This window comes from Acinetobacter sp. YH12134 (genome assembly GCF_013418555.1).
Lineage (GTDB): Bacteria > Pseudomonadota > Gammaproteobacteria > Pseudomonadales > Moraxellaceae > Acinetobacter > Acinetobacter indicus.
On record NZ_VPBT01000001.1, the window covers coordinates 224972 to 251304 of the forward strand.

The 26333-nt window shown below is 45.2% G+C and carries 27 protein-coding genes; 18 read left to right on the plus strand and 9 right to left on the minus strand.

Features of this window, described 5'->3' with window-relative positions; translation table 11 throughout:
- Positions 1-29: 29 nt before the first annotated feature.
- Entirely contained in the window at positions 30-1643 is a 1614-nt protein-coding gene (gene cysN / locus FTU69_RS01055) for a sulfate adenylyltransferase subunit CysN (RefSeq protein ID WP_180103360.1), read from the plus strand.
- Positions 1644-2112: 469 nt separating this feature from the next.
- Here the strand turns inward: cysN and FTU69_RS01060 are convergent, their stop codons facing one another.
- Complete coding sequence (locus FTU69_RS01060) at positions 2113-2475, minus strand: co-chaperone YbbN (RefSeq protein ID WP_104487331.1); 363 nt, start codon at positions 2473-2475, stop codon at positions 2113-2115.
- A gap of 130 nt (positions 2476-2605) precedes the next feature.
- Here FTU69_RS01060 and FTU69_RS01065 point away from each other — a divergent pair, with 130 nt between their 5' ends.
- The 4 genes from FTU69_RS01065 (at position 2606) to FTU69_RS01080 (ending at position 5707) form a co-directional block, all read left to right on the plus strand.
- Positions 2606-3598, plus strand: coding sequence for an NAD(P)H-quinone oxidoreductase (locus FTU69_RS01065; protein WP_104487333.1), 993 nt, complete (start codon positions 2606-2608; stop codon positions 3596-3598).
- A gap of 225 nt (positions 3599-3823) precedes the next feature.
- Positions 3824-3994 carry a hypothetical protein gene (locus FTU69_RS01070; RefSeq protein ID WP_005179332.1) on the plus strand — a complete coding sequence of 57 codons (171 nt, stop codon included), beginning with the start codon at positions 3824-3826 and terminating at the stop codon, positions 3992-3994.
- A gap of 168 nt (positions 3995-4162) precedes the next feature.
- Positions 4163-5059, plus strand: a complete 897-nt coding sequence (locus FTU69_RS01075) for a YafY family protein (RefSeq protein ID WP_104487334.1) — start codon at positions 4163-4165, stop codon at positions 5057-5059.
- Positions 5060-5200: 141 nt separating this feature from the next.
- Complete coding sequence (locus tag FTU69_RS01080; protein WP_016659280.1) at positions 5201-5707, plus strand: hypothetical protein; 507 nt, start codon at positions 5201-5203, stop codon at positions 5705-5707.
- Positions 5708-5781: 74 nt separating this feature from the next.
- Here the strand turns inward: FTU69_RS01080 and FTU69_RS01085 are convergent, their stop codons facing one another.
- Positions 5782-7098 carry a hemolysin family protein gene (locus FTU69_RS01085; protein WP_104487336.1) on the minus strand — a complete coding sequence of 439 codons (1317 nt, stop codon included), beginning with the start codon at positions 7096-7098 and terminating at the stop codon, positions 5782-5784.
- Positions 7099-7222: 124 nt separating this feature from the next.
- Positions 7223-8212 carry a LysR family transcriptional regulator gene (locus tag FTU69_RS01090; RefSeq protein WP_005179328.1) on the minus strand — a complete coding sequence of 330 codons (990 nt, stop codon included), beginning with the start codon at positions 8210-8212 and terminating at the stop codon, positions 7223-7225.
- A gap of 637 nt (positions 8213-8849) precedes the next feature.
- Here FTU69_RS01090 and FTU69_RS01095 point away from each other — a divergent pair.
- Positions 8850-10451: an isocitrate lyase gene (locus FTU69_RS01095; RefSeq protein WP_127800575.1), complete on the plus strand. Its 1602-nt coding sequence runs from the start codon at positions 8850-8852 to the stop codon at positions 10449-10451.
- Positions 10452-10594: 143 nt separating this feature from the next.
- Here the strand turns inward: FTU69_RS01095 and FTU69_RS01100 are convergent, their stop codons facing one another.
- Positions 10595-11359: a copper resistance protein NlpE N-terminal domain-containing protein gene (locus FTU69_RS01100; protein ID WP_180103361.1), complete on the minus strand. Its 765-nt coding sequence runs from the start codon at positions 11357-11359 to the stop codon at positions 10595-10597.
- Between the two features lie 178 nt (positions 11360-11537).
- A complete protein-coding gene (locus FTU69_RS01105) occupies positions 11538-12002 on the minus strand; it encodes a copper resistance protein NlpE (protein WP_005179322.1) in 465 nt (154 codons plus the stop codon).
- A 264-nt stretch (positions 12003-12266) separates the two neighbouring features.
- Between FTU69_RS01105 and FTU69_RS01110 the strand changes: the two genes are divergently transcribed.
- Positions 12267-12860, plus strand: coding sequence for a 1-acyl-sn-glycerol-3-phosphate acyltransferase (locus FTU69_RS01110; protein WP_127800579.1), 594 nt, complete (start codon positions 12267-12269; stop codon positions 12858-12860).
- 151 nt (positions 12861-13011) lie between these two features.
- Here the strand turns inward: FTU69_RS01110 and FTU69_RS01115 are convergent, their stop codons facing one another.
- Positions 13012-13344 carry a hypothetical protein gene (locus FTU69_RS01115; RefSeq protein ID WP_005179319.1) on the minus strand — a complete coding sequence of 111 codons (333 nt, stop codon included), beginning with the start codon at positions 13342-13344 and terminating at the stop codon, positions 13012-13014.
- Between the two features lie 124 nt (positions 13345-13468).
- Positions 13469-14230 (minus strand): 3-oxoacyl-ACP reductase, encoded by a 762-nt coding sequence (locus tag FTU69_RS01120; protein ID WP_168405554.1) that lies wholly within the window; start codon positions 14228-14230, stop codon positions 13469-13471.
- A 143-nt stretch (positions 14231-14373) separates the two neighbouring features.
- Here FTU69_RS01120 and FTU69_RS01125 point away from each other — a divergent pair, with 143 nt between their 5' ends.
- From FTU69_RS01125 to FTU69_RS01165, 9 genes are all read left to right on the plus strand, one after another.
- Positions 14374-15249: an urease accessory protein UreD gene (locus FTU69_RS01125; protein ID WP_218946397.1), complete on the plus strand. Its 876-nt coding sequence runs from the start codon at positions 14374-14376 to the stop codon at positions 15247-15249.
- Positions 15250-15397: 148 nt separating this feature from the next.
- A complete protein-coding gene (ureA, locus tag FTU69_RS01130; protein WP_045796076.1) occupies positions 15398-15700 on the plus strand; it encodes an urease subunit gamma in 303 nt (100 codons plus the stop codon).
- 9 nt (positions 15701-15709) lie between these two features.
- Positions 15710-16018, plus strand: a complete 309-nt coding sequence (locus tag FTU69_RS01135) for an urease subunit beta (RefSeq protein WP_180103362.1) — start codon at positions 15710-15712, stop codon at positions 16016-16018.
- 15 nt (positions 16019-16033) lie between these two features.
- Positions 16034-17734 carry an urease subunit alpha gene (ureC, locus tag FTU69_RS01140; RefSeq protein WP_180103363.1) on the plus strand — a complete coding sequence of 567 codons (1701 nt, stop codon included), beginning with the start codon at positions 16034-16036 and terminating at the stop codon, positions 17732-17734.
- Positions 17735-17915: 181 nt separating this feature from the next.
- Complete coding sequence (locus FTU69_RS01145) at positions 17916-18731, plus strand: hypothetical protein (RefSeq protein WP_168397552.1); 816 nt, start codon at positions 17916-17918, stop codon at positions 18729-18731.
- Positions 18732-18882: 151 nt separating this feature from the next.
- Complete coding sequence (gene ureE / locus FTU69_RS01150; protein ID WP_180103364.1) at positions 18883-19368, plus strand: urease accessory protein UreE; 486 nt, start codon at positions 18883-18885, stop codon at positions 19366-19368.
- The gene (locus FTU69_RS01155; protein ID WP_168393740.1) at positions 19355-20020 is read left to right on the plus strand and encodes an urease accessory protein UreF; all 666 of its coding nucleotides are present in this window, start codon (positions 19355-19357) and stop codon (positions 20018-20020) included. Before ureE ends, FTU69_RS01155 begins: the two co-directional genes overlap by 14 nt.
- Positions 20021-20173: 153 nt before the next feature.
- Positions 20174-20788 (plus strand): urease accessory protein UreG, encoded by a 615-nt coding sequence (gene ureG, locus FTU69_RS01160; RefSeq protein ID WP_180103365.1) that lies wholly within the window; start codon positions 20174-20176, stop codon positions 20786-20788.
- 338 nt (positions 20789-21126) lie between these two features.
- Complete coding sequence (locus tag FTU69_RS01165) at positions 21127-21558, plus strand: hypothetical protein (RefSeq protein WP_168370655.1); 432 nt, start codon at positions 21127-21129, stop codon at positions 21556-21558.
- Between the two features lie 52 nt (positions 21559-21610).
- Here the strand turns inward: FTU69_RS01165 and rsmD are convergent, their stop codons facing one another.
- Both rsmD and mrdA read right to left on the minus strand, forming a co-directional pair.
- Positions 21611-22165 carry a 16S rRNA (guanine(966)-N(2))-methyltransferase RsmD gene (gene rsmD / locus FTU69_RS01170; protein WP_016659264.1) on the minus strand — a complete coding sequence of 185 codons (555 nt, stop codon included), beginning with the start codon at positions 22163-22165 and terminating at the stop codon, positions 21611-21613.
- Positions 22166-22168: 3 nt separating this feature from the next.
- Positions 22169-24184, minus strand: coding sequence for a penicillin-binding protein 2 (mrdA, locus tag FTU69_RS01175; RefSeq protein WP_180103366.1), 2016 nt, complete (start codon positions 24182-24184; stop codon positions 22169-22171).
- A 239-nt stretch (positions 24185-24423) separates the two neighbouring features.
- Here mrdA and FTU69_RS01180 point away from each other — a divergent pair, with 239 nt between their 5' ends.
- A complete protein-coding gene (locus FTU69_RS01180; RefSeq protein ID WP_180103367.1) occupies positions 24424-24942 on the plus strand; it encodes a hypothetical protein in 519 nt (172 codons plus the stop codon).
- Positions 24943-25004: 62 nt separating this feature from the next.
- A complete protein-coding gene (locus FTU69_RS01185) occupies positions 25005-26321 on the plus strand; it encodes a hypothetical protein (RefSeq protein WP_005179289.1) in 1317 nt (438 codons plus the stop codon).
- Positions 26322-26333 lie beyond the last annotated feature (12 nt).

Below are 26333 nucleotides of genomic sequence, written 5' to 3' on the forward strand. Positions count from 1 at the left end.
GTTTCTAAAGAATTTGTGGAGTTTGAGAAATGTCTCATCAATCAGAACTCATTAGCCAAGATATTTTGGCCTATTTAAAACAGCACGAAAATAAAGACTTATTGCGTTTCCTGACTTGCGGTAACGTCGATGATGGTAAATCGACCTTAATTGGTCGTCTGCTTTATGATTCAAAACTGATTTATGAAGATCAGTTGCAAGCGGTAACCCGTGACTCGAAAAAAGTCGGGACGACAGGGGATGCACCTGACCTGGCTTTACTGGTCGATGGCCTGCAGGCAGAACGTGAGCAGGGTATTACCATTGATGTGGCGTATCGCTATTTCTCGACTGAAAAGCGTAAGTTCATCATTGCCGATACCCCGGGACATGAGCAATATACCCGTAACATGGCCACTGGTGCATCAACTGCGGATCTGGCGATTATTTTAATTGATGCACGTTATGGCGTGCAGACCCAAACCCGTCGTCATACCTTTATTGCCAGCCTGCTGGGTATTAAGAACATTATTGTTGCCATCAACAAAATGGACCTGGTGGAATTCTCTGAAGCGCGCTTTAATGAAATTCAGGCGCAATATAACGAGTTCGTGAACCAGCTTGCTGACCGTAAACCGGCCAATATCATTTTCACGCCAATTTCTGCCCTGAATGGCGATAACGTGGTGAACAAGTCGGCCAATACTCCGTGGTACAGCGGCGAAACTTTGATGGAAACGCTGGAAAACGTGGAAATTAGCCGGACTTCAGGTAAAAACGAATTCCGCTTCCCGGTGCAATATGTCAACCGTCCAAACCTCGACTTCCGTGGTTTTGCTGGCACCATTGCTTCGGGCGACATCCGTGTGGGTGATGAAATTGTCGCGTTGCCATCAGGCAAACGTTCTACCGTCAAAGACATTGTAACTTTTGATGGCAATTTGGAACGTGCTTTTGCCGGTCAGGCGGTTACCCTTACCCTGAATGATGAAATTGATATTTCACGCGGTAACCTGCTGGTCAAAGCGGGCGATCAACTGGAAATTTCACGTTCTGCACGCGCAACTGTGGTGTGGATGAATGATCAGCCACTGGTCAAAGGCAAGCTGTACAACATTAAGCTCGGTACGCAAACTGTTCCAGCCAAAATTGCTGAAATTAACTATCGTGTAAACGTGAATACGCTGGAAAAAACTCAGGTAGAGCAGCTGGAACTGAACGCGATTGCTGATGTTCAGATCGAGTTTGATGCGCCAGTGGTATTTGACCGTTATCAGGACAGCCGTTATACCGGCTCGTTTATTTTCATTGACCGTTTAAGCAACGTGACCGTTGGTGCGGGCATGGTGGAAGCAGCGGTAGAATGGACTGCGCATGATGAACCTGTGACTGCGGAAGACCGTGCTGCCCGTTTAGGTCAAAAACCTGCTGCGGTGACTGTAACAGCACAAGCACTGGAAAATGCACAAGCGCTGGAAAGTCTGTTGATTCAGCAAGGTGTAGTTGCAATTGTAAAAGCGGGTCTGAATGCTGCTCAAGTGGCATTACTTCGTGAAACTGGTGTTGTGGTGGTCACCGATGTTGCTGAAGGCACTGACGTAAGCTATGGCACCGAAGCCGTTGAAGAACTGGCTGAGAAAATTGTGGAGCTGGTTCGTCTATAAGACTGGGCTGGTTAAAGAAAACCTACCGCAAGGTGGGTTTTTTTATGGCTTTTAGATTCTTGGTGGGACTGCTGTGTCTATTTCAAACTTAATGATCTACGCGAATATTCTTACTCTATACAATCTGGTGTAGAGCGGGAAGATACACAAGATTTTATTTATATTGCGCTTATGTTTGGCTGTGCCAGTAGAGTTCAGGCAGAGCAATCAAAGTGTGGTTACGATTAAATGACGAATAATTGAAAAATCCATCGAGAGTGATCAGGAGAATTTTCAATCTGCTTATCATAGTGCAAAAAATAGCAGTCGCTGCGCTAAGCATAGTGCTGATCATCGGGCGGATGACTATTCACCACTTTACTATCCGGAGGAGAGGGGTGAGCGTATGCTCAAGGGCGATCAGACGTGGTTTTAACCCACTAAATTTTAAGGTGGGCAATCTAAACTTCAGTGAAATAGAAAATAGCATTTATTCTCTTAAATCTACAGGCTGAGAAGAATCATCCAAAAGCTGCGCTAGAATAGATTTCATCTCTGTCAGACTTTTGACCCCTGCAATTCTGTGGATGATCTGTCCCTGCTTGAAAATCAGGGTCGAAGGTAATCCATAGACATGATAACGCAGGGTGAGAATAGGAGATTGATCGACATTGATCTTGCCAAATTTAATCTCTGGCTGATGGTGGGCATAATAGCCGGCCAGTTCGGCAAACACCGGAAAATTCTGTACGCAGGGTGCACACCAGTCTGCATAAAAGCGGATCACGGCAAAGCCATCAAACCATTCAAATTCACTGTAATTATTTTCGTTATAGTCGATGACTTGGGTCATGGCTCACCTGAGTTATCAATCTGCGAAATATACATCTCATTATACATAAGTCCGGCTTGGCTTCATTCCGTCATTTATCTATGTTCAAATAGAGCACAGAAAACTTGCACTGAATAATTAAGGAAAATCCATGTCACAAGCGACGATGCAGCAGGTCATTATTACAGAACCAGGCGGCCCGGAAAAACTGGCCTATGAAAGTGTGGCTATTCCGACACCGGCAGCCAATGATGTGCTGGTTAAGGTTCATGCCTTTGGTTTAAACCGCCCGGATATCTTGCAGCGCCAAGGCCTTTATCCAATGCCGAAAGGGGTGACGCCTGTGCCGGGGCTGGAAGTGGCAGGTGAAGTGGTAGCGGTAGGCGAAGAGGTCAGCAAATTTAAAGTCGGCGATAAAGTTTGTGGCCTGACCAATGGCGGTGGCTATGCAGAATACTGCGTGGTTCCGGAAAGCCAGACCCTGACCATTCCTGAAGGCTTGAGTTTTGTACAAGCTGCGGCTATTCCAGAAACCTTCTTTACCGTATGGGCCAATGTGTTCCAGATGGGACAAGCCAAGGCTGGCGAAACAGTACTGGTACATGGAGGCAGCAGCGGTATTGGTACCACAGCGCTGATGTTATGTAATGCGCTGGGCATGAAAACCTTTGCCACTGTGGGTTCAGATGAAAAAGTTGCAGCTATTTCACACCTGACCACCGCCATTAACTACAAGACGCAAGATTTTGAGCAGGTGATTAATGAACAGACCGACAACGGCGGCGTCGATGTTATTTTAGATATCGTTGGTGCACCTTATCTGGAACGTAACCTGAACCTGTTACGCCGTGATGGTCGTCTGGTTTATATCGCGTTCTTGGGCGGTGCCAAAGCCAAAGATGTGAAACTTGGCCCGATTATGATGAAGCGCCTGACCATTACCGGTTCGACCATGCGTGCGCGTAATACTGCAGAAAAAGCTGAAATTGCCCAAGGCTTGCAAGACACAGTGTGGCCATTATTGAGCAAAGGTGAATGTCTGCCGATGATTTTTAAAATCTTTAAATTTGATCAGATCCAGGAAGCGCATGCGGCCATGGATACCGGTGATCATATTGGCAAGGTTGTGGTAGAAATTATTTAATTCGGCATCTAAAAAAAGACCGGCTATAGCCGGTCTTTTTTATGCTCATCTCAAGTTAGTACATTGATGTTTATTACTTAAACTATACAAGTTTTACTAAAAATTAAAATATATGTGATGTATTTGACACAACCTGTCGAAACTGTGTTGTACATTAGCCCACATCCAAAACATACATCATAAAAATAAACTGGATATTTCAATGAAGAGACAGAGGGCAGAATCATGAGAATTTCATCTACAGCATATACCACCACCCAGAATATACGTGCTTTAAGGCGCATTCATCGGGCCATTATCCGTCAAAAAATAGGTCTGGCAGATATCCACCGGGTGTATAGTGCCATGCTGCATTTAGAGCGTTATGTTGATCGCCTAGATCAGAATAAGCCTTAAGTCTAAGCTGAATGCAGCCTTGTGATACGTATTTTGATTTACTTTTAACGTAAATGTATTTAAAGTTTTGGTCTAATTATTTATATGATTTTTATTTAATAAATTTTAATTTACGGTTGTTTAATTGATAGAAAAAACAGTGCCTTAAAACAGCACCATGAGGGTATCATGAAGTGTGTTACTTCAACACATGAACGACTGGCTGAACGGCTGGTCAGTATTTTAACCAAACTCAATGTAGGGCATCAGCTGAGTATTCCGGAACTGGCCCAGGAATTTAAAGTCAGCACCCGCACCATTGAACGTGACTTTGATCGGCTGAATGCCTATCTACCTTTATTGCAGGACAAAAGCAGCAAAAAATACTATCTTGATGCTTCCTATTTGGGACGGTTTAAACTTCAGGATATCCAGAACTTTGCCCAGTTGTCGGGCATTAGCGATCTTTATCCCTCGCTGGATATTTCGTTCCTACGTGAGCTGATGGATCATCGTGCCAATCTGGTGTTTTCCGCCAAAGGTTATGATTATGAAGACAGTAGCCAATATGCCGAACATTTTAAACCCCTGACCCAAGCCATTCAGCAGCGTCAGTACATTGGCTTTGTCTATAAAAACAAGTCCCGTCGGGTGCAGCCTTATCGCCTGATTCATCATCATGGTAACTGGTATCTGGCTGCGGTGCATTCGGATACCTTAAAAGTGTATCGCCTGAGCCTGATTGAGCAGATTGAACTCAGCTATGAACTGGACCCGTTTGAGCATGATCCGGCTATTCTGCAACAGCTGGAAGATGAAGAAGGTATCTGGTTTGGTCATGAACAGCAGGAAGTACATTTATCGGTTGCGGCAGATGCCGCGCTGTATTTTAAACAGCGCCGGCTGTTTCCAAAGCAGCAGATCCTGGAAGAAAAGCCGTGTGGCAGCCTGCTGATTTCCTGCCAGATTCGCCATCATATTCAGCTTTATCCGCTGGTGCGCTACTGGATTCCCTATGTCAAAATTGTAGCGCCGCTGCATTTACAAACCGAGCTGGAGCAGAGCCTTAGCCATTATCTGCATTAATTCGTGTTGTGGGTGTACATTTGAGTTTTGATGACCATTAAAATTGGCCCCCTTATTCCTGTCATAATTGCTACGGAATCTGTCGAGCTTTAAGCGAAATTATGCGAAAATAGTCTTTTACTTTTTGCCCAAGGCTATTTCATGATTGACCAGTCTCCTGAATCTTTAAGCGATATTGAAATTATAGACATCCTTCAGAGTATGAAGAATGATGTGCTCAATAGCGAAGCCAAAGAGATTATCCGCAAAGGTGGAAAAGTGGGACGTCAGGAAGCGCATAAACAGGCCTTGGTGGCATTGCATCAATCTTTTGAAGAAAAATTTGTTGAAGCGGTGACGCTGGCATTGAGCCTAAATGAAGCCCAAGCCAAAAAAATCCGCTATAAAAAAGACCGGATTCGTATTTTAAAAGCCCGTCAGATTGATTATCTGGCCATTGATGGCGCAGAAACCGCCCAGGTACTGGCACAAATTGCACAAGCTATTGTCCGTGAAGATGCGATTGTGACCCATGACCTGCACAATATTTTCCCGTTCTGGAAAGAAGGCTGGCCAATGGTACAGTTCGACAGCGCCTATAAAATTCTGGAAGATGACATTGCCATTCACTATCAGGCGGTGCTGGATGAATTGCTGCGTCAGTTTTAAGTGAATTGCTGCATGAAAAAAACCTTCTAGAGTCTAGAAGGTTTTTTTATCGCTCTTGATTAGAGAAAGATAGATTATTCCTGTTCCGGCGGTTGGTTATTTTCCAGTAAACGTGTCACCAACAGCTGGTCAATTTTAAAATGATCGACATCGACCACTTCAAATTTATAACCGCCATATAACACGGTATCGGCTGGACGCGGAATCTTGCGCAGTTGATACATCATAAAACCGGCCAGAGTTTCATAGTTTTCTTCATCGGGCATCTCTTCAATTTCAAGCGCATGTTTCATGTCTTCAATTGGAGTACTGCCATCAATCAGCCATGAATTATTATCACGTTTAATAATCTGCTGTTCTTCTTCAATAGGGGTTACCCAGTCGCCCATTACGGTAATCATAATATCGGACAGGGTAATGACGCCGACCACCAGTGCATATTCATTAATCACCACCGCAAATTTTTCTTTGGTCGAGCGGAAGCGGTCCAGCACTTCAGACAGAGTCAGGGTATCGGGGATGGTGAGTACATTACGAATGGTTGATTCATTCAGCTGGTTAATTTTCTGGTTATTCAGAATCCGCACCAGAATATCTTTGGCATCAACATAGCCAATCACCTGATCAATATTTTCATTACAGACCAGAAATTTGGAATAGGGAAATTCGGCCAGTTTCTGGCGAATGCTGTCTTCGGCTTCATTTAGGGTAAAGTACACCACATTTTCACGCGTGGTCATGCTGGATGGGACATTACGTTCTTCCAGTTCAAACACGTTTTCAATAAAGTGATGTTCCTGTTTTTGCAACACACCCGCTTGGGCGCCGGCATCCATCACTGCGGAAATATCATCAAAGGTAATATTGTCATCGCGGATGGTATTGACCTTAAACAGCCGGAACAGCATATTGGCGATGGCATTAATAAACCAGGCCAGCGGTTTGCAGACGGTAATAAATACCTGTACTGGATTGATCACGGAAATAGAAATTTTCTCTGGTGCAATCATGGCCAGGCGTTTCGGCATCAGGTCGGCGAACAGAATAAATAAAGAGGTGACTAAGGTAAAAGACAGCGCGAAGCTGAGGGTTTCGGCCCACGATCCGGTATAGAAGCGGGTGACAAAATCGTAGAAATACGGGCGAAAAGCACCTTCACCTAAAATACCGCCTAAAATGGCAATCGCATTCAAGCCAATTTGCGAGGCGGCAAAAAAGTCTGCCGAGTTTTCCTGTAAATCCAGCACTTTTTGCGCACGTTCATCTCCGGCTTCAGCCAGAATTTTTAATTTGACCTTACGCGCACCGGCCAGGGCGATCTCGGTCAGTGATAAAAAACCTGCTCCTGCAATCAGTATGAAAATAATAACAATGTTCTGGAAGAGGCTCACGAATCCACCTGCGGATTTTTATTCTGAATATTTTTAACGTCAAAAACATCGAGTAGTGCACCGGGCACTACTCATGTTCATCTTAGTATAAGCTTTAAAAAGAGAGATTTATGAGCGTTTTTTGTCAAAATTGAGAAAATTGTGAGTTATTCATTAAAAACTCACGGTTTTCTTCTTCAATCATTTGACGGGCTACATACAGAATTAGCTGACGTAACCAGCGATGCGCCGGATGATGATGCAGTAACGGACACCAGGCCATCTTCAATTCAAATTCCGGAATATAAAACGGCGGGTCTTTAATCAGCAGATTCTGGCTTTTGGCCTGTAAACGGGCAATTCGGGTCGGTAAGGTGGCCACCAGATCCACATTGGATGCCAAGAGTGCCGGCATCTGATAATGACGGGTAAATACCGAAATCTTGCGTTTTTGACCAATCCGCTCCAGTGCCTGATCAATCCAGCCTAATCCGGCCTGTTTTTCAGGATTAACGCCAAAGCCAACGCCCATACCGGTTTTAGAGACCCAGATATGCTGTGCATCTAAATAGCTTTTTAGGTTCAGGTTGCCGGCCGCCGGGTGTTTCTGATTGAGTAGACAGGAAAAACTGTCACGCCAGACCAGTACCTGGTGGAAACTTTGCGGAATTTCATTAAAGCGGTTGATGGCTAGGTCTACCTTGCCTTGTTCCATGTCACGATAGGAGACATCACTTGGGGTCAGAAAGTCGAGCACCACATTTGGCGCTTCAGAACGCAAGGCTTTGACCAGACGCGGCACCAGAGTGGCTTCGGCATAGTCTGAAGTCATAATCCGGAATACGCGATTAGAGGTATACGGGCGGAACTCGGTACGGGGTTCCAGAATCATGGATAAATCGGACAGGGCATCACGAATACGCGGTTGTAATTCAAGTGCGCGTTCGGTCGGGGTCATCCCTTCAGATGAACGGATGAGCAGGGGATCATTAAATAAGTTACGTAGACGACGTAAAATGTTACTCATGGCGGGTTGGGTAACGCCCAATTGTTCAGCTGCTCGAGTGACATTTTTTTCGCGAAGTAATACGTCCAGGTAAATTAGTAGGTTGAGATCGACCCGCTCCAGATTCATAAAAAAAATACCGAAAATAAACCCAAGAAATTATTTGGATTATGCCATAAGCCTGAAGGCTTGGGTAGAACAATTACCGAAAAAGCCTGTTCCCTGATCGGATCAATTCCTGCATATTTACCGGGTTTTTCGGCCCAATTCGCGCGGGGTTTAAGCGGCTTAAATCAGCGCGTGTCGGGTTGATCCAAACCTCATCGCATCCACCTGCAGAAATGCTTGAGTTGAGCGACTCAACACAAGCATGGTCTTCTTCTATTCACTGTCAGGTTGGGTCTACCAGGCTAAAAATAAGCCGGATATTGCCTTGATTTTGTACGGAAAAAGCCGTACCCGACTTAAGTATAATGAATATAAAAAAAGCAAATGGTGTGTTTTTTAATCGGTTATTTGAATTGTAAAATAAAATTTATTTAATAAAAATCAAATATTTGTTTTGTAATATAAATTTTCGGATACGACTTTGATCTACATATTTTTTAAATAAATAGTGAAGATTCTTTGAGGATATTGGATTAATTTTCTAACTCACTCTAATCTGTACTTAACACGACGAAGTGCTCTAAATCTGAACACATCCAGAGGTATGATTTTAGTCATTTCGTTGGAGAAAATCCTAAAATTAATACAGGAAAATATCATGACTACATACCAAACAGCGATTGATGCAATCCGCGAATTGAAAGCGAAATTCGGTAACACTTGGGCAGACATCAGTCCTGAAGATGCTGCGCGTATGCAGATGCAAAACCGTTTCAAAACTGGTTTAGACATTGCTAAATATACAGCTGCGATTATGCGTCGTGATATGGCTGAATACGATGCAGACAGCAGCAAGTATACTCAATCATTAGGTTGCTGGCACGGTTTCGTTGCGCAACAAAAAATGATTGCGAACAAAAAATACTTCGGTACAACCTCTAAGCGTTATATCTACCTGTCTGGCTGGATGGTTGCTGCACTTCGTTCAGAATTCGGTCCACTTCCTGACCAATCTATGCACGAAAAAACTTCTGTTCCTGCATTGATCGAAGAAATCTACACTTTCTTACGTCAAGCTGACGCAAAAGAATTAAACGATTTGTTCCGTGCACTGAAAAAAGCACAAGACGCAGGTGATACTGCTAAAGCAGCTGAAATCACTGCTCAAATCGACAACTTTGAAACTCACGTTGTGCCAATTATTGCCGACATCGACGCTGGTTTCGGTAACGAAGAAGCAACTTACTTACTTGCGAAGAAAATGATCGAAGCGGGTGCTTGTGCACTGCAAATCGAAAACCAGGTTTCTGATGCGAAACAATGTGGTCACCAAGCAGGTAAAGTAACTGTTCCACACGAAGACTTCATCGCGAAAATCCACGCGTTACGTTATGCGTTCTTAGAAATGGGTCTTGACGACGGTATCATCGTTGCACGTACTGACTCTGAAGGCGCTGACTTAACTCAAAAAATCCCAGTAGTTAAAGAGCCAGGCGACATCGCTTCTCAATACATCAGCTACTTAGACACTCAAGAAATTGACATCTCTGAAGCGAAAGAAGACGAAATCCTAATCAAGCGTGATGGTAAATTACACCGTCCTAAGCGTTTAGCTTCTGGCTTGTACCAGTTCCGTGAAGGCACTCAAATTGACCGCGTTGTACTTGACTGTGTAACTAGCTTACAAAACGGTGCTGACCTGCTTTGGATCGAAACTGCAACGCCTAACGTTGAAGAAATCGCTCACATGGTTAACCGTGTACGTGAAGTTGTGCCAAATGCGAAACTTGTTTACAACAACTCTCCATCATTCAACTGGACACTGAACTTCCGTCAACAAGCGTACGACCGTTGGGTTGCTGAAGGTAAAGACGTATCTGCATACGACCGCGCTAAATTAATGAGCGCTGAGTACGACGATTCTGAATTGGCTGCTGAAGCTGACGAAAAAGTACGTACATTCCAAGCAGACGCTTCTCGTGAAGCAGGCGTGTTCCACCACTTGATCACTCTGCCTACTTACCACACAGCTGCTCTTTCTACTCACGAGCTTGCTCAAGGTTACTTCGGTTCTGAAGGTATGTTGGCTTATGTTGCTGGCGTACAACGTAAAGAAATCCGTGGCGGTATCGCTTGTGTGAAACACCAAGCAATGGCGGGTTCTGATATCGGTGATGACCACAAAGAAATCTTCGCTGGTGACAACGCGCTTAAAGCGGGTGACGATGCGAAAAACACAATGAACCAGTTCAACGGCTAATCGTTAGACGGTTTAGAAAAAACCCTGCATCTGCAGGGTTTTTTTATGCTTGAATAAAAAGAATAAATAAGAAAGAAAAAAGAAGATCAGTACAGCAAGATAAAAAGAAACGGCAGAATAGAAAATGAAAGAAAAAAGAAAAGCTATTTCACCTTAATATAGTCCGCCACCGCATTGTCCGGATAATTAAAGCTGATTTTATTGTAGCGGGTGTGCTGGGCCGGAATAGGTTCTAAAAAGCTTTCATCAACCAGCGCGTTATATTCCTGATAGTTTTGATCGACCAGAATAATATCGCTGACTTTCAGTTTTAGCGGCTGATCTGACTGGTTATGAATACGCATATAGTAGTCATGCGCTTTGACGGTATCGGTAATATCGCGAAAGCTTAAGCTATCAATATGTTCGGCCTGAATGTCGGCATGTTTCAGCGCATTGCTGACTTCAATGGTCGCAACACGTTCCAGTTTTAGTGCTGGCTGTTTGGATGAGGCATCTACAAGTTCCAGCCCGTTTGCTGTGGGCTGCAATTGTTGAATCTGCTGATCGGTACTGATTAATTGGGCAGTCTGTTCATTGGTATAGCTGACCTGACCTTGTGTATTCTGGCTACGCTGACGGCGAGCATAGATACGGGTATCTTGCAGGCTGTAGCTCTGATCCGGATGAATCTTTAACTCAAGAATACGCTGCTGGCAATCATCACAGTCAAGGATGGTTTTGTAGTGACCGGCCAGCGGCTCCGGCTGTGGTGCTGCTGTTTCAGCAGCAGGCATTAGGCTGTCTTGCGGTTGGATTTCAGTTTGGGCCTGGGCATTGCTCATGGTACTGCTTTTTTCAGCTTGCCCACCGCAACCACTTAAACACAAGGACAAGGTGCTAATTGCAAGAAGAGGACGAGATAACATGGCAACAGATCAATCTTTGGATAAGGTATTAAACATAAACTTTTCGGGCATATTCGCCTAGAGCAGAGGGCTAAATTGGACCGCTGTTTTGTAGCAAATTTTATCGCGGGCAAAAAACCGTTTTAAAACAAGAAAAGCCACCAAAGCGGTGACTTTTAGCAGTGCTAGATCTTGTGCTTTATTGCAGATCTTTTTGCAGACGATAATTCTGGCTGGCATCAATATTGTCGCCATTATTGACATCACGCGCTTCAATAAAGTTTTCACCGACAAAGAATTTACGGTTATTGGCAGCCTGATCCAGAATAATAACGGCAGGATCATTCGGGTCAAATTCAAACGTACCGGTAATTTTGGACTCCTGACCATTGGCACGGCCCAGGAATTCTTCACTCAGCTCATAGGTTTTATCCATTTTTAGCTCAAGCTCGGTTTCAATGCCCTGGCAGTCGCTACACGGCAAGACCCCTTTATATTCTCCCGGCCAGTCCAGTGCGGTGGCGGCTGTATCATTGGCGCTCATGTCAGTGGCTGCGGCAGGCGAGGTGGTTTCTGCATCGCGGGCGGTTTCAGGGGTTTTATTGTTATCACAGGCGGCCAGTAACAGCGCCGTGAGGGCAAGGCTCAAAATTTTTATTTTCACCGATCAATCTCCTGACAGGACAGATAGGGTCAGCATAGCCTGATTGTAAAAATTGCCCTGTTGGGTTTCTGTGAGTATTTATTTTCAGTTTCCGGCATCCGGTTTATTTAAGAAAAACCCGAAAGATTGGCAGGAATGGCGATTGACGGTTTGGCTAATTGTATACACTTATATATTAATTGCTTAAATATTCAGCAATCTGCTCTTTTTTAAATCTGTTGAGTTGTTAAACTTCGCGCAATTTTTATTGTGTGGATTGTGCTTGTGTTTGAGAAGTTGGCAGAACAGAGCTTGGGGTTGATGGGCTGGGAAATTGACAATCACTGGCCGCTGGATTTGGACCAGTGTGTAATGATTGCCGCGCCGCATACCAGTAACTGGGATGCACTATATGCGCGTTTGGCGCTTAAAGCCTTGGGTGTGAATGTTCGCCTGACCATTAAAGACAGTTATATGAAATTCCCGTTCGGGCCCTTTGTCCGTGCGATGGGAGGAATTGGCATTGACCGTCGTCCGAAGGCAGCCGGTGAGCAGCGTCCAAGTATGGTGCAGCTGATGAGCGATTTGTTCAAGCAGCATCCCAAGCTGGTGATGCTGGTTACGCCAGAAGGTACACGCGCCAAACAGGAACAGTGGAAAACCGGTTTTTATCATGTGGCGGTAACGGCTGGCGTGCCAATTGCACTGGCCTATATGGACTACGCCCAGAAAAAATGTGGGGTAGGTAAAATTGTCTATCCATCGGGAGATATGGAAAAAGACATGGCCGAAATCATGGCGTTTTATGCCAGCATTGCCGCCAAATTCCCGGAACAGTTTAGTGTCGATACCCGTTACTATGCAGAACCGGCTGAATAATCGTTCATCGTTAAAAAAAGAAGACAGGGCATCGACCCTGTCTTTTCATTTATGCACTTTCAATATCAACATTGGCCGTACATCAAGATGCGAGATGCAATCTCTGATCCGTTGTTTCGCTTGATTAGCTTTCTAAATATTTGATTCTGATTTAAGGCTGTTCTGCTTTGGGAAAAATCCCGCCCAACGATTGGCAGGCTGCGGTATAAAGCTGATATTGCTGCTGCACAATTTCATCCACCGCCAGGCTGGATTGCTGTTCACCTTCCCGATACTGTTCCACATAACGGCTGGCTTTTTGCCGGGCGGCAACCAGTGCATGTTCGTGATAGCTGTTAATGGCACTATGGGTCATTAGCGCGGTTTCAATATTGTGGCATTCAAATTGCGCCAGCAATTGTTCAGCGCGTTTTAATTCTTGGGAGTTACCGAACATACAGGCGCTCAGCAGGGTGCAGCAGGCCAAAGCAAACAGGGGTTTCATGTTAGCAAAATAGTGAAGAGAGGATAGGCCATAGTCTAGCGAATTCAGCCCACCTCTAGCATGACAAACCGGTTTAACTGCTTAAAAATTAGTTTATTGTGATAAAAGTCACACAAAACTGCAGTTAACCTTTGACCAGACCGCCATCGACAATCAGGTTTTGCCCGGTGACTGCACGCGAATACGGTGACAGGAACATCATAATGGCAGCAGCAAATTCTTCCGGGGTGGTAACGCGGCGTAGTGGCGTCGAGGCAGCAATTAAATCAAATACCGCATCTGGCGTGGCTTTGCTGGCATCGGTGGTTTGGAGCAGCCCGCCAGACAACATATTCACGTTAATACCATATTGGCCCAGATCATGCGCTGCAGTACGGGTAAAGGCCAACAGTGCGGCTTTGGCGGTGGTGTAGTCATGATAAGGCACCACCGGATTCTGCACGAGGTTGGTACCAATATTCACAATACGGCCAAATCCCGCAGTTTTCATATCCTCAAGCGCTGCTTGGGTGGTATTGAGGGCAGCCACAACAGCGCCATCAAACTGTTGCTGCATGATGGCCGGCGTCAGGTCTTCAACTTTGGGACGGGCATCACCATTAAACTCAAAGTTGATTAAGGCATTGTTGATGACACTATGAATGGCCTGACCAAAATGCGCCTTGGCTGCGGCAAAGAGAGCCTGCACCTGGGCTTTGTCAGTGACATCGGCCTGATAGGCAAAGACCTGCTCAGGATACTGTTGCACCAGTTGCTCGGCAGCAGCGGCACTGTTTAAATAATTTACCACTACACGCGCCCCTTGCGCCAATAAGGTTCGGGTAATCGCCAGGCCTAAACCGCGTGCGCCGCCAGTCACTAAAACAATTTGATCACGAATTTGCATATTGTTCACATCCTCATTCCCTATGCAGATGCACCATAGCAAGAAATGGCAGTCAGCCAAAGCGAAATCTGCGCCGATAGAAACTGGTGCAGTTATTGCTTAATGCCAGGGCATAGACTTCAAAAAGATACGAATTGAGCAAAATGAATCAGCTGGTGGCAACAGAAGTGAAGCCTGCGGTGCAATATTGGTTTGCACAGCTCGAACTTGGCTTTAAAGGCGCAGAAAATCGCACCGTATTGGAACATCGTAAACATCATGGTCCTGTTCGGGTGCAAAAAATGCTGTGGCCGGAAAAAACCGGGGTGTGCCACGCCATTATTGTGCATCCACCGGCAGGCATTGCCGGGGGTGATCATTTAACCTTTCAGATGTCGGCAGAGCAGGCCGCACATGCCTTGGTGACCACGCCGGGTGCAGGAAAATGGTACAAGACCAATCAAAAACAGGCTTTCCAACATATTGATATTACAGTTAAAGATGCCTCTATTTTTGAATGGCTACCACAAGAAACCATGCTCTTTAATGGTGCACATGCCAATTCTGAAACCAGAGTTATTTTGGAGGATGCCGCCAGTTTTATTGGTTGGGATATGTTGGTACTGGGCCGTCAGGCGCGCCATGAAACATTTATCGAGGGCAGTTATCAAAATCGATTTCAGCTGTACCGGAACAATAAATTACTGGTCACTGACCGTTTGAGTTTTAGTGGCAATGACCGCTGGCTCAGCTCCTGTTTGGGAATGAACGGTCATGCAGTCATGGCTAGCTTCTGGGCAGTGCCGCCAGAAAAATTCCGCTCAAAATTCTATTTAGATCAGCAGATTGATCAAATCCGTGAGCTGATTATGCGCATGGATATTAAGGTGACGTTAACCCTGCTGGATGATGTGGTGACAGCACGTTATCTGGGGGATGACGTACGCCAGTGTCATGATGCCTTTGCCGCAATACGTGCCAAGCTGCGCCGTTACTGGTTTGATTTAGATGAAGAATTTCCGAGGATTTGGCGGACATAAAAGTCCCTCTTTTTAAAGAGGGATTTAGGGAGATTGATTAATCCCTCCTTGCGTAGCAGTGTTACTCATCTCCTGAAAGCAGAGGGAATTTAATTTTTTGAGCACATATTTTGCATTACACCCTTTAGAACAAACTTAGGAACGAGATATGGAACTCAATCCCACTGAAAAAGACAAAATGCTGATTTTTACTGCGGGCTTGGTGGCCGAACGCCGTAAAGCACGTGGGCTAAAACTGAACTATCCCGAGGCGATTGCCTATATTTCTGCCGCGTTGTTAGAAGGCGCACGTGATGGCATGAGCGTCAGTGAGCTGATGCATTACGGCACCACATTATTAAAACGTGAAGATGTGATGGATGGCATTCCGGAAATGATTGCTGAAGTCCAAGTCGAAGCGACATTTCCAGATGGCTCAAAACTCGTCACTGTGCATCAACCGATTGTCTAGGAGTCAAACATGATACCTGGAGAAGTGATTACCCCTGATTTAGATATTGAAATGAATGTGGGGCGTCAGACCTTAAAAATGACCGTGGCAAATGCCGGTGACCGTCCGATTCAGGTCGGTTCACATTTTCATTTTTATGAGGCCAATGATGCCTTGCAGTTTGACCGTGAAGCGGCACGAGGTTTTCGTCTAAATATTGCAGCAGGGACTGCGGTACGTTTTGAGCCGGGTCAAAGCCGTGATATTGAACTGGTCGCTTTGGCAGGTAAACGGGAAGTGTACGGTTTTGCAGGCCGTGTCATGGGTAAATTGGACTAAAAGGAATATAAAAACATGAAAATGTCACGCCGTGCCTATGCGGAAATGTTTGGTCCAACGGTAGGTGATCGGGTTCGTCTAGCTGATACCGAACTGTTTATTGAAGTTGAACAAGACCTCACGACTTATGGTGAAGAAGTTAAATTTGGTGGCGGTAAAGTTATTCGTGATGGGATGGGGCAGTCACAACTTTTGGCTGATGACGTTGCCGATACCGTCATTACCAATGCTTTAATTGTAGATTGGTGGGGCATTGTTAAAGCTGATGTCGGTTTAAAGAACGGACGTATCTGGAAAATTGGTAAAGCCGGCAACCCTGATATTCAGCCGGATATTACCATTCCACTTGGTGCTGCTACTGAAGTGATTGCAGGTGAAGGACAAATTTTAACGGCAGGTGGTGTCGATACCCATATTCATTGGATTTGCCCACAACAAGTGGAAACTGCACTCATGTCAGGCGTCACCACCATGATTGGTGGCGGTACAGGTCCTGCAGCAGGCACATCGGCAACGACGGTGACTCCGGGTCCTTGGCATATTTCCACCATGCTGCAAGCCATTGACGATTTACCCATGAATATTGGTTTATTGGGTAAAGGTAACCTCAGTCAGCCTGAACCGATTGCCGAGCAAATTCGTGCAGGTGTAGTGGGTTTAAAACTGCATGAAGATTGGGGCTCGACACCTGCAGCGATTGATAACTGTTTGACTGTGGCAGATGAATTTGACGTGCAAGTCGCAATTCATACCGACACTTTAAATGAAAGTGGTTTCTTGGAAGAAACGTTGGCGGCATTTAAAAACCGTACCATTCACACTTATCATACCGAAGGTGCCGGTGGTGGACATGCGCCTGATATTTTAAGAGCCATTGGTCAGCCGAATGTGTTGCCCTCGTCGACCAATCCAACCCGTCCTTATACCATCAACACCATTGATGAACATTTGGATATGTTGATGGTCTGTCACCATTTAGATCCTGCAATTTCGGAAGATGTGGCGTTTGCGGAAAGTCGTATTCGCCGTGAAACCATTGCTGCGGAAGATATTTTGCAAGACTTAGGCGCAATTGCCATGATGTCATCGGATTCGCAAGCGATGGGGCGTGTAGGTGAGGTCGTGATTCGCACATGGCAAACGGCGCACAAAATGAAAGTGCAACGTGGTCCTTTAGAAGGTGACAATGCCACGCATGACAATCATCGTGTGAAGCGTTATATCGCCAAATATACGATTAACCCTGCGATTACCCATGGTTTAAGTCATGAAATTGGCTCGGTGGAAGTCGGTAAACTGGCCGATTTAGTGTTGTGGAAGCCTGCATTTTTTGGTGTAAAACCATCGATGATTATTAAAGGCGGGATGATTGCGGCAGCGCCAATGGGCGATATTAATGCCTCAATTCCAACCCCACAGCCTGTGCACTATCGTCCGATGTTTGGTGCCAATGCGCGTGGTGTACATAACACCTGTATTACTTTCTTGTCGCAAGTGGCAATCGAGGCAGGTGTGCATGAACAGCTGGGTCTGAAAAAGTTGATTAGTCCATGTAAAGGTACACGGGATATTCAGAAGAAAGATATGAAGCTGAATACCTACTGTCCTGTGATGGAAGTTGATCCTGAAATTTATGAAGTTCGGGCGGATGGGACGTTACTGACTTGTGAGCCTGCGGAAGTGTTGCCAATGGCACAGCGTTACTTCTTATTTTAATTGACCTCTCCCAGACCCTCTCCTAAAAGGAGAGGGAAAGAAGTTATTAATTTAATTGCAGCTTTGCTCCTTCTCCCTTTGGGAGAAGATTAGGATAAGGGAGTTAATTTAAATTAAAATATATGTAAGATTATAACTATATTACATTAATCCTTATGACACATGATGAAGAAGTAAACTAATGACTGATAATGCTCAATCTATTAAATTTAAGCTTTCTTATCAAAATGGTACAGCTGATGACCATCACCTTGATATGTATGATGCAGCAATTTCATATTTAGGATTTGCTAAAGCTATCAATATCACAGTAAATGCTATTCTAAATAAGCAAGTAAAAGTTAAAGGTAATCAGAGTGGTGGATTTAAAGTTTATCTTGATACCTCAAAAAAAGGCAGTTTTGAGCAGTTTATTACAATTATTATTGATAATCCGTCTTTAACGGCTTCGACAATTGTATTGGGAGCTTCAGGTTCGGCTTTATGGGATGGAATAAAGTACGTATTTGGTGGTGTACTTGGTGTTATACAACCAAAACCACCTAAAAAAATAATGGATAGAATCGAACCAATTTTAGATGATTTACATCAAGCATTAGAAACACCTTTACAAGAGGCTCATCGTCCCATAGTAAATGATGATGAGATAGAAATAGAAATAACTTCGGGGCGTAAACAAGGTGTTATAAAACTAGATAAAAATACATTAAGAGAAATTTCATCTAGCACCTCTCAAAAGATTGAAGTAAGAAAAGGTAATGTTACTAAATTTAGTAATATTAGTTACATAGGGCGCTACTATGATGAAGAATTAGATAAAACGGAATCTTTTCACTCTGAAGCACTGACCCAATATGAGCAAGAACTATTGGTATGGTCATTACATGAATCATTGAAGGATATTAATAAAGGAAAATTAGAAATTACAGTGATACCTATTAAAACTAAAACAGGTAAATTAAAAAGATATGATTTTCTAGAAGTGAAAAAAGCTTGAGAATTATATTTTATAGAGCTGGAAATGCACCAAGAAAACTCATAATTGGCATAAAAACTGCTTACTTTTGATGCGTAAATTTACAGATATTTTGCTTTGAAATTGAAAAACATAAATCAAAGCAGAACATCTTCGTGACAAAAGGAACAGCATGAACATCTACACTCAACGAATAGAACACATTTCAGAGGGAAGCACTTTTGAAACCGTTGAACTCAGTTTTGACACCCGCCAAAAGAGCCGATTTCGTGCAACATTAAAATCTGGTGCCGATATTGGTGCAGACCTGCCGCGTACCGGCATTTTGCGTAGCGGCTCATTTATTGCCACTGAACAAGGCGATTTACTCCGGGTCGATGCAAAACCTGAACACCTGATGCAAGTGGTCGCCCAAACCGATTTTGATTTATTGAAAGCGGCGTATCACCTCGGCAACCGCCATGTACCGCTGATGCTCACGCCAACTGCACTGTATTTTGAACCAGATCATGTGCTGGCTGAAATGGTCATTGGGCTGGGCCTGACTGTGAATGAAGTCGAGCATCCCTTTGAACCGGAAAGCGGCGCATACGCACAGCACAGTCATGATCATCGTTTAAGCCCGATCAAGGCCATTCACGCCCATGCCCATTACTAATGCAGCGCAACTGCTCAAACTGCTGACTCTGTCTTCGACAGCGTTACCGGTCGGAGCGTATTGCTATTCGCAAGGGGTAGAAAGTGCGATTGATCAGGGCCTGATTCAAGATGAAAGCAGTAGCATCGCCTACTTTGAAGAAGTCTTGGAGATGCTACTGGTACGTTTTGAATTACCGGTCTTAAAACGGCTGATGCAATTTTATGATGATGACGCACAGTTTGATTATTGGGCGCAGATTTATCGTGCCAGTCGGGAAAGTCGTGAGCTGCTGGCAGAATCACAACAGCTGGCATTTTCCCTCAATGCATGGATTAAAGATGTACTGAAAATGGCGGTGACGGTGAAAAAACAGCTGGGTTTTGTGCCGGTTTATGCTCAGCTCTGCGGCCAGCTAGGTTTAAACGAAGCAGATGTATTAACTGCTTATACCTTTACTGTGCTGGAAAATCAGGTGCTGGCGGCTGTGAAAACCGTTCCGCTCGGGCAGATGAGTGGGCAACGGATCTTATGGCATTTACATGAGCAGGTTCCGGCAGCCATCGAAAAAGCATTAATGCTGGAAGATGAGCAGCTCAGTAGCGCTTTACCCAATTACGCCATGCTGAGTATGGCGCATGAAACTCAGTATTCACGATTATTTAGATCTTAAAAAATCCTTAATTTCTCTTTTAGAGGAATTAAAAAATTAATCAATATTCCCTCTCCCTATGGGAGAGGGTAAGGGAGAGGGAAATTACCTCACCCTTGCACAGTATTACTGCTCATCTCCTAGAAGGAGAGGGCATTTATAAGGAAAATCAACATGACAGAACGTTCTCCATTACGTCTCGGCATCGGTGGTCCAGTCGGTTCAGGCAAGACTGCACTCACTTTAAATTTATGTCAGGCATTGCGTGAAAAATACAATATGGCAGTGGTCACCAATGACATTTATACCAAGGAAGACTCCAACTTTCTTACCCGCAACGAAGCCATGAGCCCAGACCGGATTGTCGGTGTCGAAACAGGTGGCTGTCCGCACACTGCCATCCGTGAAGATGCTTCGATTAACCTGGCAGCGATTGACGACTTGTGTGAAAAGTTCGATGGCTTGGAATTGATCATTATTGAAAGTGGTGGCGATAACTTGGCGGCAACCTTTAGTCCGGAATTATCCGATCTGACTTTATATGTGATTGATGTGGCCGGTGGTGAAAAAATTCCACGTAAAGGTGGGCCGGGCATTACCAAATCTGATTTGCTGATTATTAACAAAACCGATTTAGCCCCGATGGTCGGCGCCAGCCTGGAAGTAATGGATCAGGATGCCAAGCGCATGCGTGGTGATAAACCATTTTTATTCTCTAACATGAAAACCAAAGATGGTTTGGAGCAGATTATTGAGTTTATTGAAAAACAGGGTCTGTTTAAAAACTAAATAGCCTAAGCAATATAACCAATTTTCCCTAATTCTAAAAAGATGGCTACGGCTGTCTTTTTTCTTGTGAGCATTTAACGTTTGCACTGCTTGAATATCGAATCAAAAGCTCATCTATCCTAAGTTACTTCTATATCTATATTTAAATATTAGATTGGGCAGGGCAGATAAAACCTTAACTGGACAGAAGCTCGGCCAGTCTTTTCTTTTATCCACCAGAAAAATAGCCAAGATATGGATGAAATGTGAACTTGTACATACAGGAACACAACAAAAAATTGCCAGTAAATTCATGCTGATTGCTGAAAATGCAGCCATCTGAACAGGGGATAAATTGCATGAAAAAGCTGGCTTTTGTGTCGCTGGTGGCGGTGGCGCTTACCGGGTGTGTGGTCACGCCGTATGAGAATGGTCCACGACATAGCGTCTATACCGGATATGATCGAGGCTATTCAACTTATCCATATACCGTGTCGCGTTGGGAACATGAACGCCGTCCGATGTATATTCAGCAGCGCCCATCGGTTAAGCCAGTGAATCGTCCACATGCTCAACGTCCGCATGGGCAAAAACCGGGTCAGGCCAACCGTCCTGCACATAAACCGACACAGAGTAAACCTGCACAAAGCAAACCGGTAAAGCCAAATCGTCCGGTGGCCAACAAGCCGCCAGCGAAAAAACCACAGGCGAGTAATCCCGCTAAGGCCAAACCAGTGACGGCTTTGCCGCCGACTTCTGGGGTGCAGCGTCCATTACGACCTGGCATATAAATCAAAAAGGATTCCATCTGGAATCCTTTTTTTATAACCGTTCAATCAAACGTTAAAGTGATTTCTGATACAGTCCGGCGCGGACCGTACCGGCTTTGGTTTCCTTTATTTGCTGCCAGGAGGCCGGCAGTTTTAGCTGTTTTAGATCACGGTCGGCTTCGACATAAATCAGGCCTTTATCCTGAATTAATGGATCAGCCAGTTGTGCCAGCTGTTCCCATAAATCCAGGCTATAAGGCGGATCAAGAAACACCAGATCATAGCTGTCTTTCAGACTGGCCAGCGCCTGCTGTGCAGTACTGATTTTTAACTGGGCCCGGGCTTTGGTGACTTTTAACAGTTCTAGGTTCTGGGTCAGGAACTGGGCTTGAGTGCGGTCCGGTTCAATCATGGTGACCTGTGCAGCACCACGTGATAGCGCTTCAAAGGAAAGCGCACCCGAGCCAGCACACAGGTCCAGCACTTTGGCATTTTGCACATCCCACATCAGCCAGTTAAACAGGGTTTCACGCACCCGGTCCGGCGTCGGGCGTAAACCATCAATACTGGCAAAGGCCAACTGGCGACGTTTCCAGTCTCCACCAATAATTCGTAGCTGGTTTTTCATGGTTTAGTCACTCTCTATTGTGGCAGATGGGGCAGCAGCCGGTGTTGCTGGCGCAGATGCAGCAGCGTCCTGAGCCGGGGAATTAGTAGTACCACGTGCACCTTCGGCACTTGGCAGTTCACTTGGCTTCAGGCCGGCGGTCATCAGGCCACCACTAATTTGGGCCGCAGATGGGCGAATCGGATTCTTGTCTTTGTTGAGTAGCCAGTAATCCAGAATTGGACGGGCTAGGGCCGTGGCAGCACTCCCGCCACGGCCATTTTCCAGAATCACCGCAATGGCAATTTCAGGTTTTTCTGCCGGGGCAAAGCCGACAAATAAGCCATGGTCAAGCTGGCGGTCGGTGAGCAGTGCTTCATTATAGCGTTTGCCCTGGGCAATACTTTTGACCTGCGCGGTCCCGGTTTTTCCGGCAATTGAATATTGCAGGCCGCCTTTAATACCTTTACCGGTGCCTGATTGAATGACATCCACCATGGCATCGCGCATTTTAATCCAGTCTTCGTCGGTCCCGTTAAATTCAATGCGGCCATTGGTACCATTATGCACCTTAAATGGACGCGCACCGCGGCTTTCACGCAGCACGTGTGGCGTGACTTTAAAGCCCTGGTTGGCGGTAATGGCAGTGGCCATGGCCAGTTGTAATGGCGTCGCGGTAAAGGCGCCCTGACCAATACTGACCGAAATGGTTTCGCCGCGCATCCATTTGGCATTGCGGGTACGCATCTTCCATTCCGGACTTGGATATAGGCCGGTGCTTTCACTTGGTAAATCGACACCAGTGCGCTCACTAAAACCAAACTGGCGCATCCAGTCATTCATCTTTTCAATGCCCATCCGGTAGGATAGTACATAGAAATAGGTATCACAGGACACCACCTGAGCAGTGTGCATATTGACAATGCCATGCCCCGATTTTTTATGGTCACGGAAGCGGTGGCTATCGCCTGGTAAGGTGAAATAGCCATAATCCTGAATCGCAGTGCTCCAGTCGACCAGACCATAATGAATTCCGCCTAAACCAAACATCGGCTTAATGGTCGAGCCGGGCGGATAGACCCCTTGTACGGCACGGTTATATAGCGGCTGGTCAATATTGTCGCGCAGGGCAGCATAGTTGGTATGGCTGATGCCGGTGACAAAGAGGTTCGGGTTAAAGCTGGGGCTTGACACCAGCGCCAGAATTTCCCCGGTACGTGGATCAAGCGCGACAATCGCACCACGGCGGCCGGCCAGCTGTTCAGAGGCCACCACTTGCAGGCCATAATCTAAGGACAGGTATAGATCATTACCGCGAACCGGATCTTTACGGCCCAAATGACGCAGTACATTACCGTGTGCATCGGCCTCGACCGATTCATTACCCGGTACGCCGTGCAGTAAATGCTCATATGATTTTTCTACGCCAATTTTACCAATCAGGTTGGTGCCGGCGTAGGCATCTTTATCAATCTCTTTCAGCTCTTTGTCATTGATCCGGCCCACATAACCAATCACATGCGCAAACAGCTCACCATGTGGATAGTAACGGGTCATCTGGGTTTCAATATTCACCCCGGGAAACTGGAATTTTACTTCACTGAAACGGGCAATATCGGTTTCGTTCAGATTCAGTTTAATGGAGACCCGTTCAGTTTTACGCGCGGTTTTAATCCGGCTCTGGAAGCGTTCAATATCTTCTTCAGTCAGTTCCAGAATCGGGGTCAGCCGTTCGATGGTGGCATCAATATCTTCGACATCGGCCCGGCTTAAGGTCGCGGTAAAGACCGGATAGTTATCGGCCAGCAACACCCCATTACGGTCATAGATATAACCGCGTGCGGGCGCTAAGGGTTGCAGGCGAATCCGGTTTTTGTCAGATGCGGTGGCAAACTCATCAAAGCTACTGATTTGCAGATAGGCATAACGTACCACCAGCAGCAGTAAAAAGAAACTGACCAGCCCGATAGAGATGAATACCCGATTGCGAAAAATGCGCTTTTCTTGCTGAACGTTTTTTAAAGGAAAGTGCTGTTTCATATGCAATCGGCTTAAACAGATCAAGGAGATGAGAATAGGGCTGTTATTCTAGCCGATAACACAGTGCTTTGCGTATGCCTGCATGACCGATTCGACACAAATAATGTGATTTAGGTTTTTGACTTTTGCGACAATAAAAAGATCGGCTGCTGTATATAAGAATCTGGGTAAATCTGCTACAGTCAAAAAAATAAAACAGGATTGTTTTACAATTAGAATTAAGGAACTTGGTGAAAATAATGAAAAAAGTATATTCCTTAGTGGTATGTATTGCGCTGTGCAATGTGGCCTATGCCGAAGAATCTTCTTTTTTCCCACAGGCAAAATTGACCGGGGAAGATACAAAAACCTGGAATGTCGGGGCAGGAATTACACAAAAATTACTTCATTTAAATGCAGAATGGGTCAATCCCTACGGCATTGCCTATGCCAAAGCCGGGGCATTTTTAAATGGGGATCATGAACCGGGTGGACAAATTGGCTTTCGCTTGCCATATCATTTCACCGGCAAAGATAAAAATGGTTATTATATCGGAGCTTATGCGGGTCATCTTGAATCCAAAGTGGTCGACCAGAAAGAGAAAGCACGTCTGGGCGCTGGTGTAGATCTTGCTTATGTCTTGCTGAGCCGTGAACGGATCAGTACCTTTAGTGTGGGGATTGGTGCAGGTGAAAAACTGGAAGATCGGGCCGGTCGGGTGATTGCAGAAACCGAGCCAAAACTACAATTTTCCTATACTTTAAGTGTGGGTTTATAGCCAGAATAGCGAGTTAAATGCTTTTAGAATCCGGTAATTAGAAATAAATATGGAAAATATGCATGCTTGAGTACATCAATCAGTTGTGGCAAACCTTTTTGAATCGCCCGGATTTTTGGGCTGTGCTCAGCATTATCCCTGTCACCGCTTTTGTGACCTGGGCCCACGTGTGGATGGCACTGAAAATGGTGTTCTATCCCATTAATTTCTGGGGCTTCCATCTGGGGCCGTTGCCGGTGGGCTGGCAGGGGATTGTGCCGAGAAAGGCCGGGCGTATTTCAGGCATTATTACCGACAATACCTTGTCTAAACTGGGCTCATTGCGCGAATTTCTGGATGCCATGGACCCGGAAGATATGGCACGGATTATTGGCGAGCAGGTCGGTTTTGAGCTGGAGCATTTAATTGATGAGGTGATGATCGACCGCAATGCTGTGCTGTGGGAAAACCTGCCCTATTCAATTAAACGCCGCATTTATGCCCAGGCACATAAACAGCTGCCTGCGGTGCTGCGTGAACTGGTCACTGAACTGACTTTGAATGTCGAGTCACTGGTCGATATGCGCGAAATGGTGGTACGCCAGATGGAAGGTGACCGCCGTTTAATGGTGCGCATGTTCCTGAAAGTGGGCCAGAAAGAAATTAACTTTATCTGGCATATCAGTGCGTTAATCGGGATGTTCTTTGGTATATTCCAGATGATTGTCTGGTTTATTGTGCCATGGCACTGGACCGTACCATTCTGGGCCGCCATCTGGGGCTTTTTAACCAACTGGATTGCAATCTGGATGGTATTCAACCCGATTGAACCGCATTATGTGAAGTATCCGCAATTTTTTACGCGAACACAGAGTCGCAAATTTCCGTGGATTAAACCTGTTATTCCGCGCATTGGCACCTATAATGTTCAGGGTGCCTTTATGAAGCGCCAGGAAGAGGTGTCTGATGTATTTGCCAGTGTGGTCACCGAAGATTTAATTACTTTAAAATCCATTATGACCGAAATGATGTATGGCAGTAAAAAAGACAAGACCCGTCGGATTGTTAAACGCCATATTAATGAAATTATGGAAACCCCACTGGTCAGAACCTCTTTACAATTGTCTTTAGGGCCAAAAGAATACGCAAAACTCAAGACAGACTTGATCGATCGCTCAATTGAAATTACGATGGTGCCTGTATGCGACCCAGCCTTTAATGCGAGCCGTGCACAGAAAATCTATCAAATGTTTAGAGAACGTATTCTTGAACTTACACCAAGAGAGTTTCAAAATTTATTGCGTCCTGCCTTTCAGGAAGATGAATGGATCTTGATTGTATTGGGAGGGGTAACCGGTTTTATTGCTGGTTTAATACATTTGTTTGTCGCTTTCTTATAATTGGATGCTGGA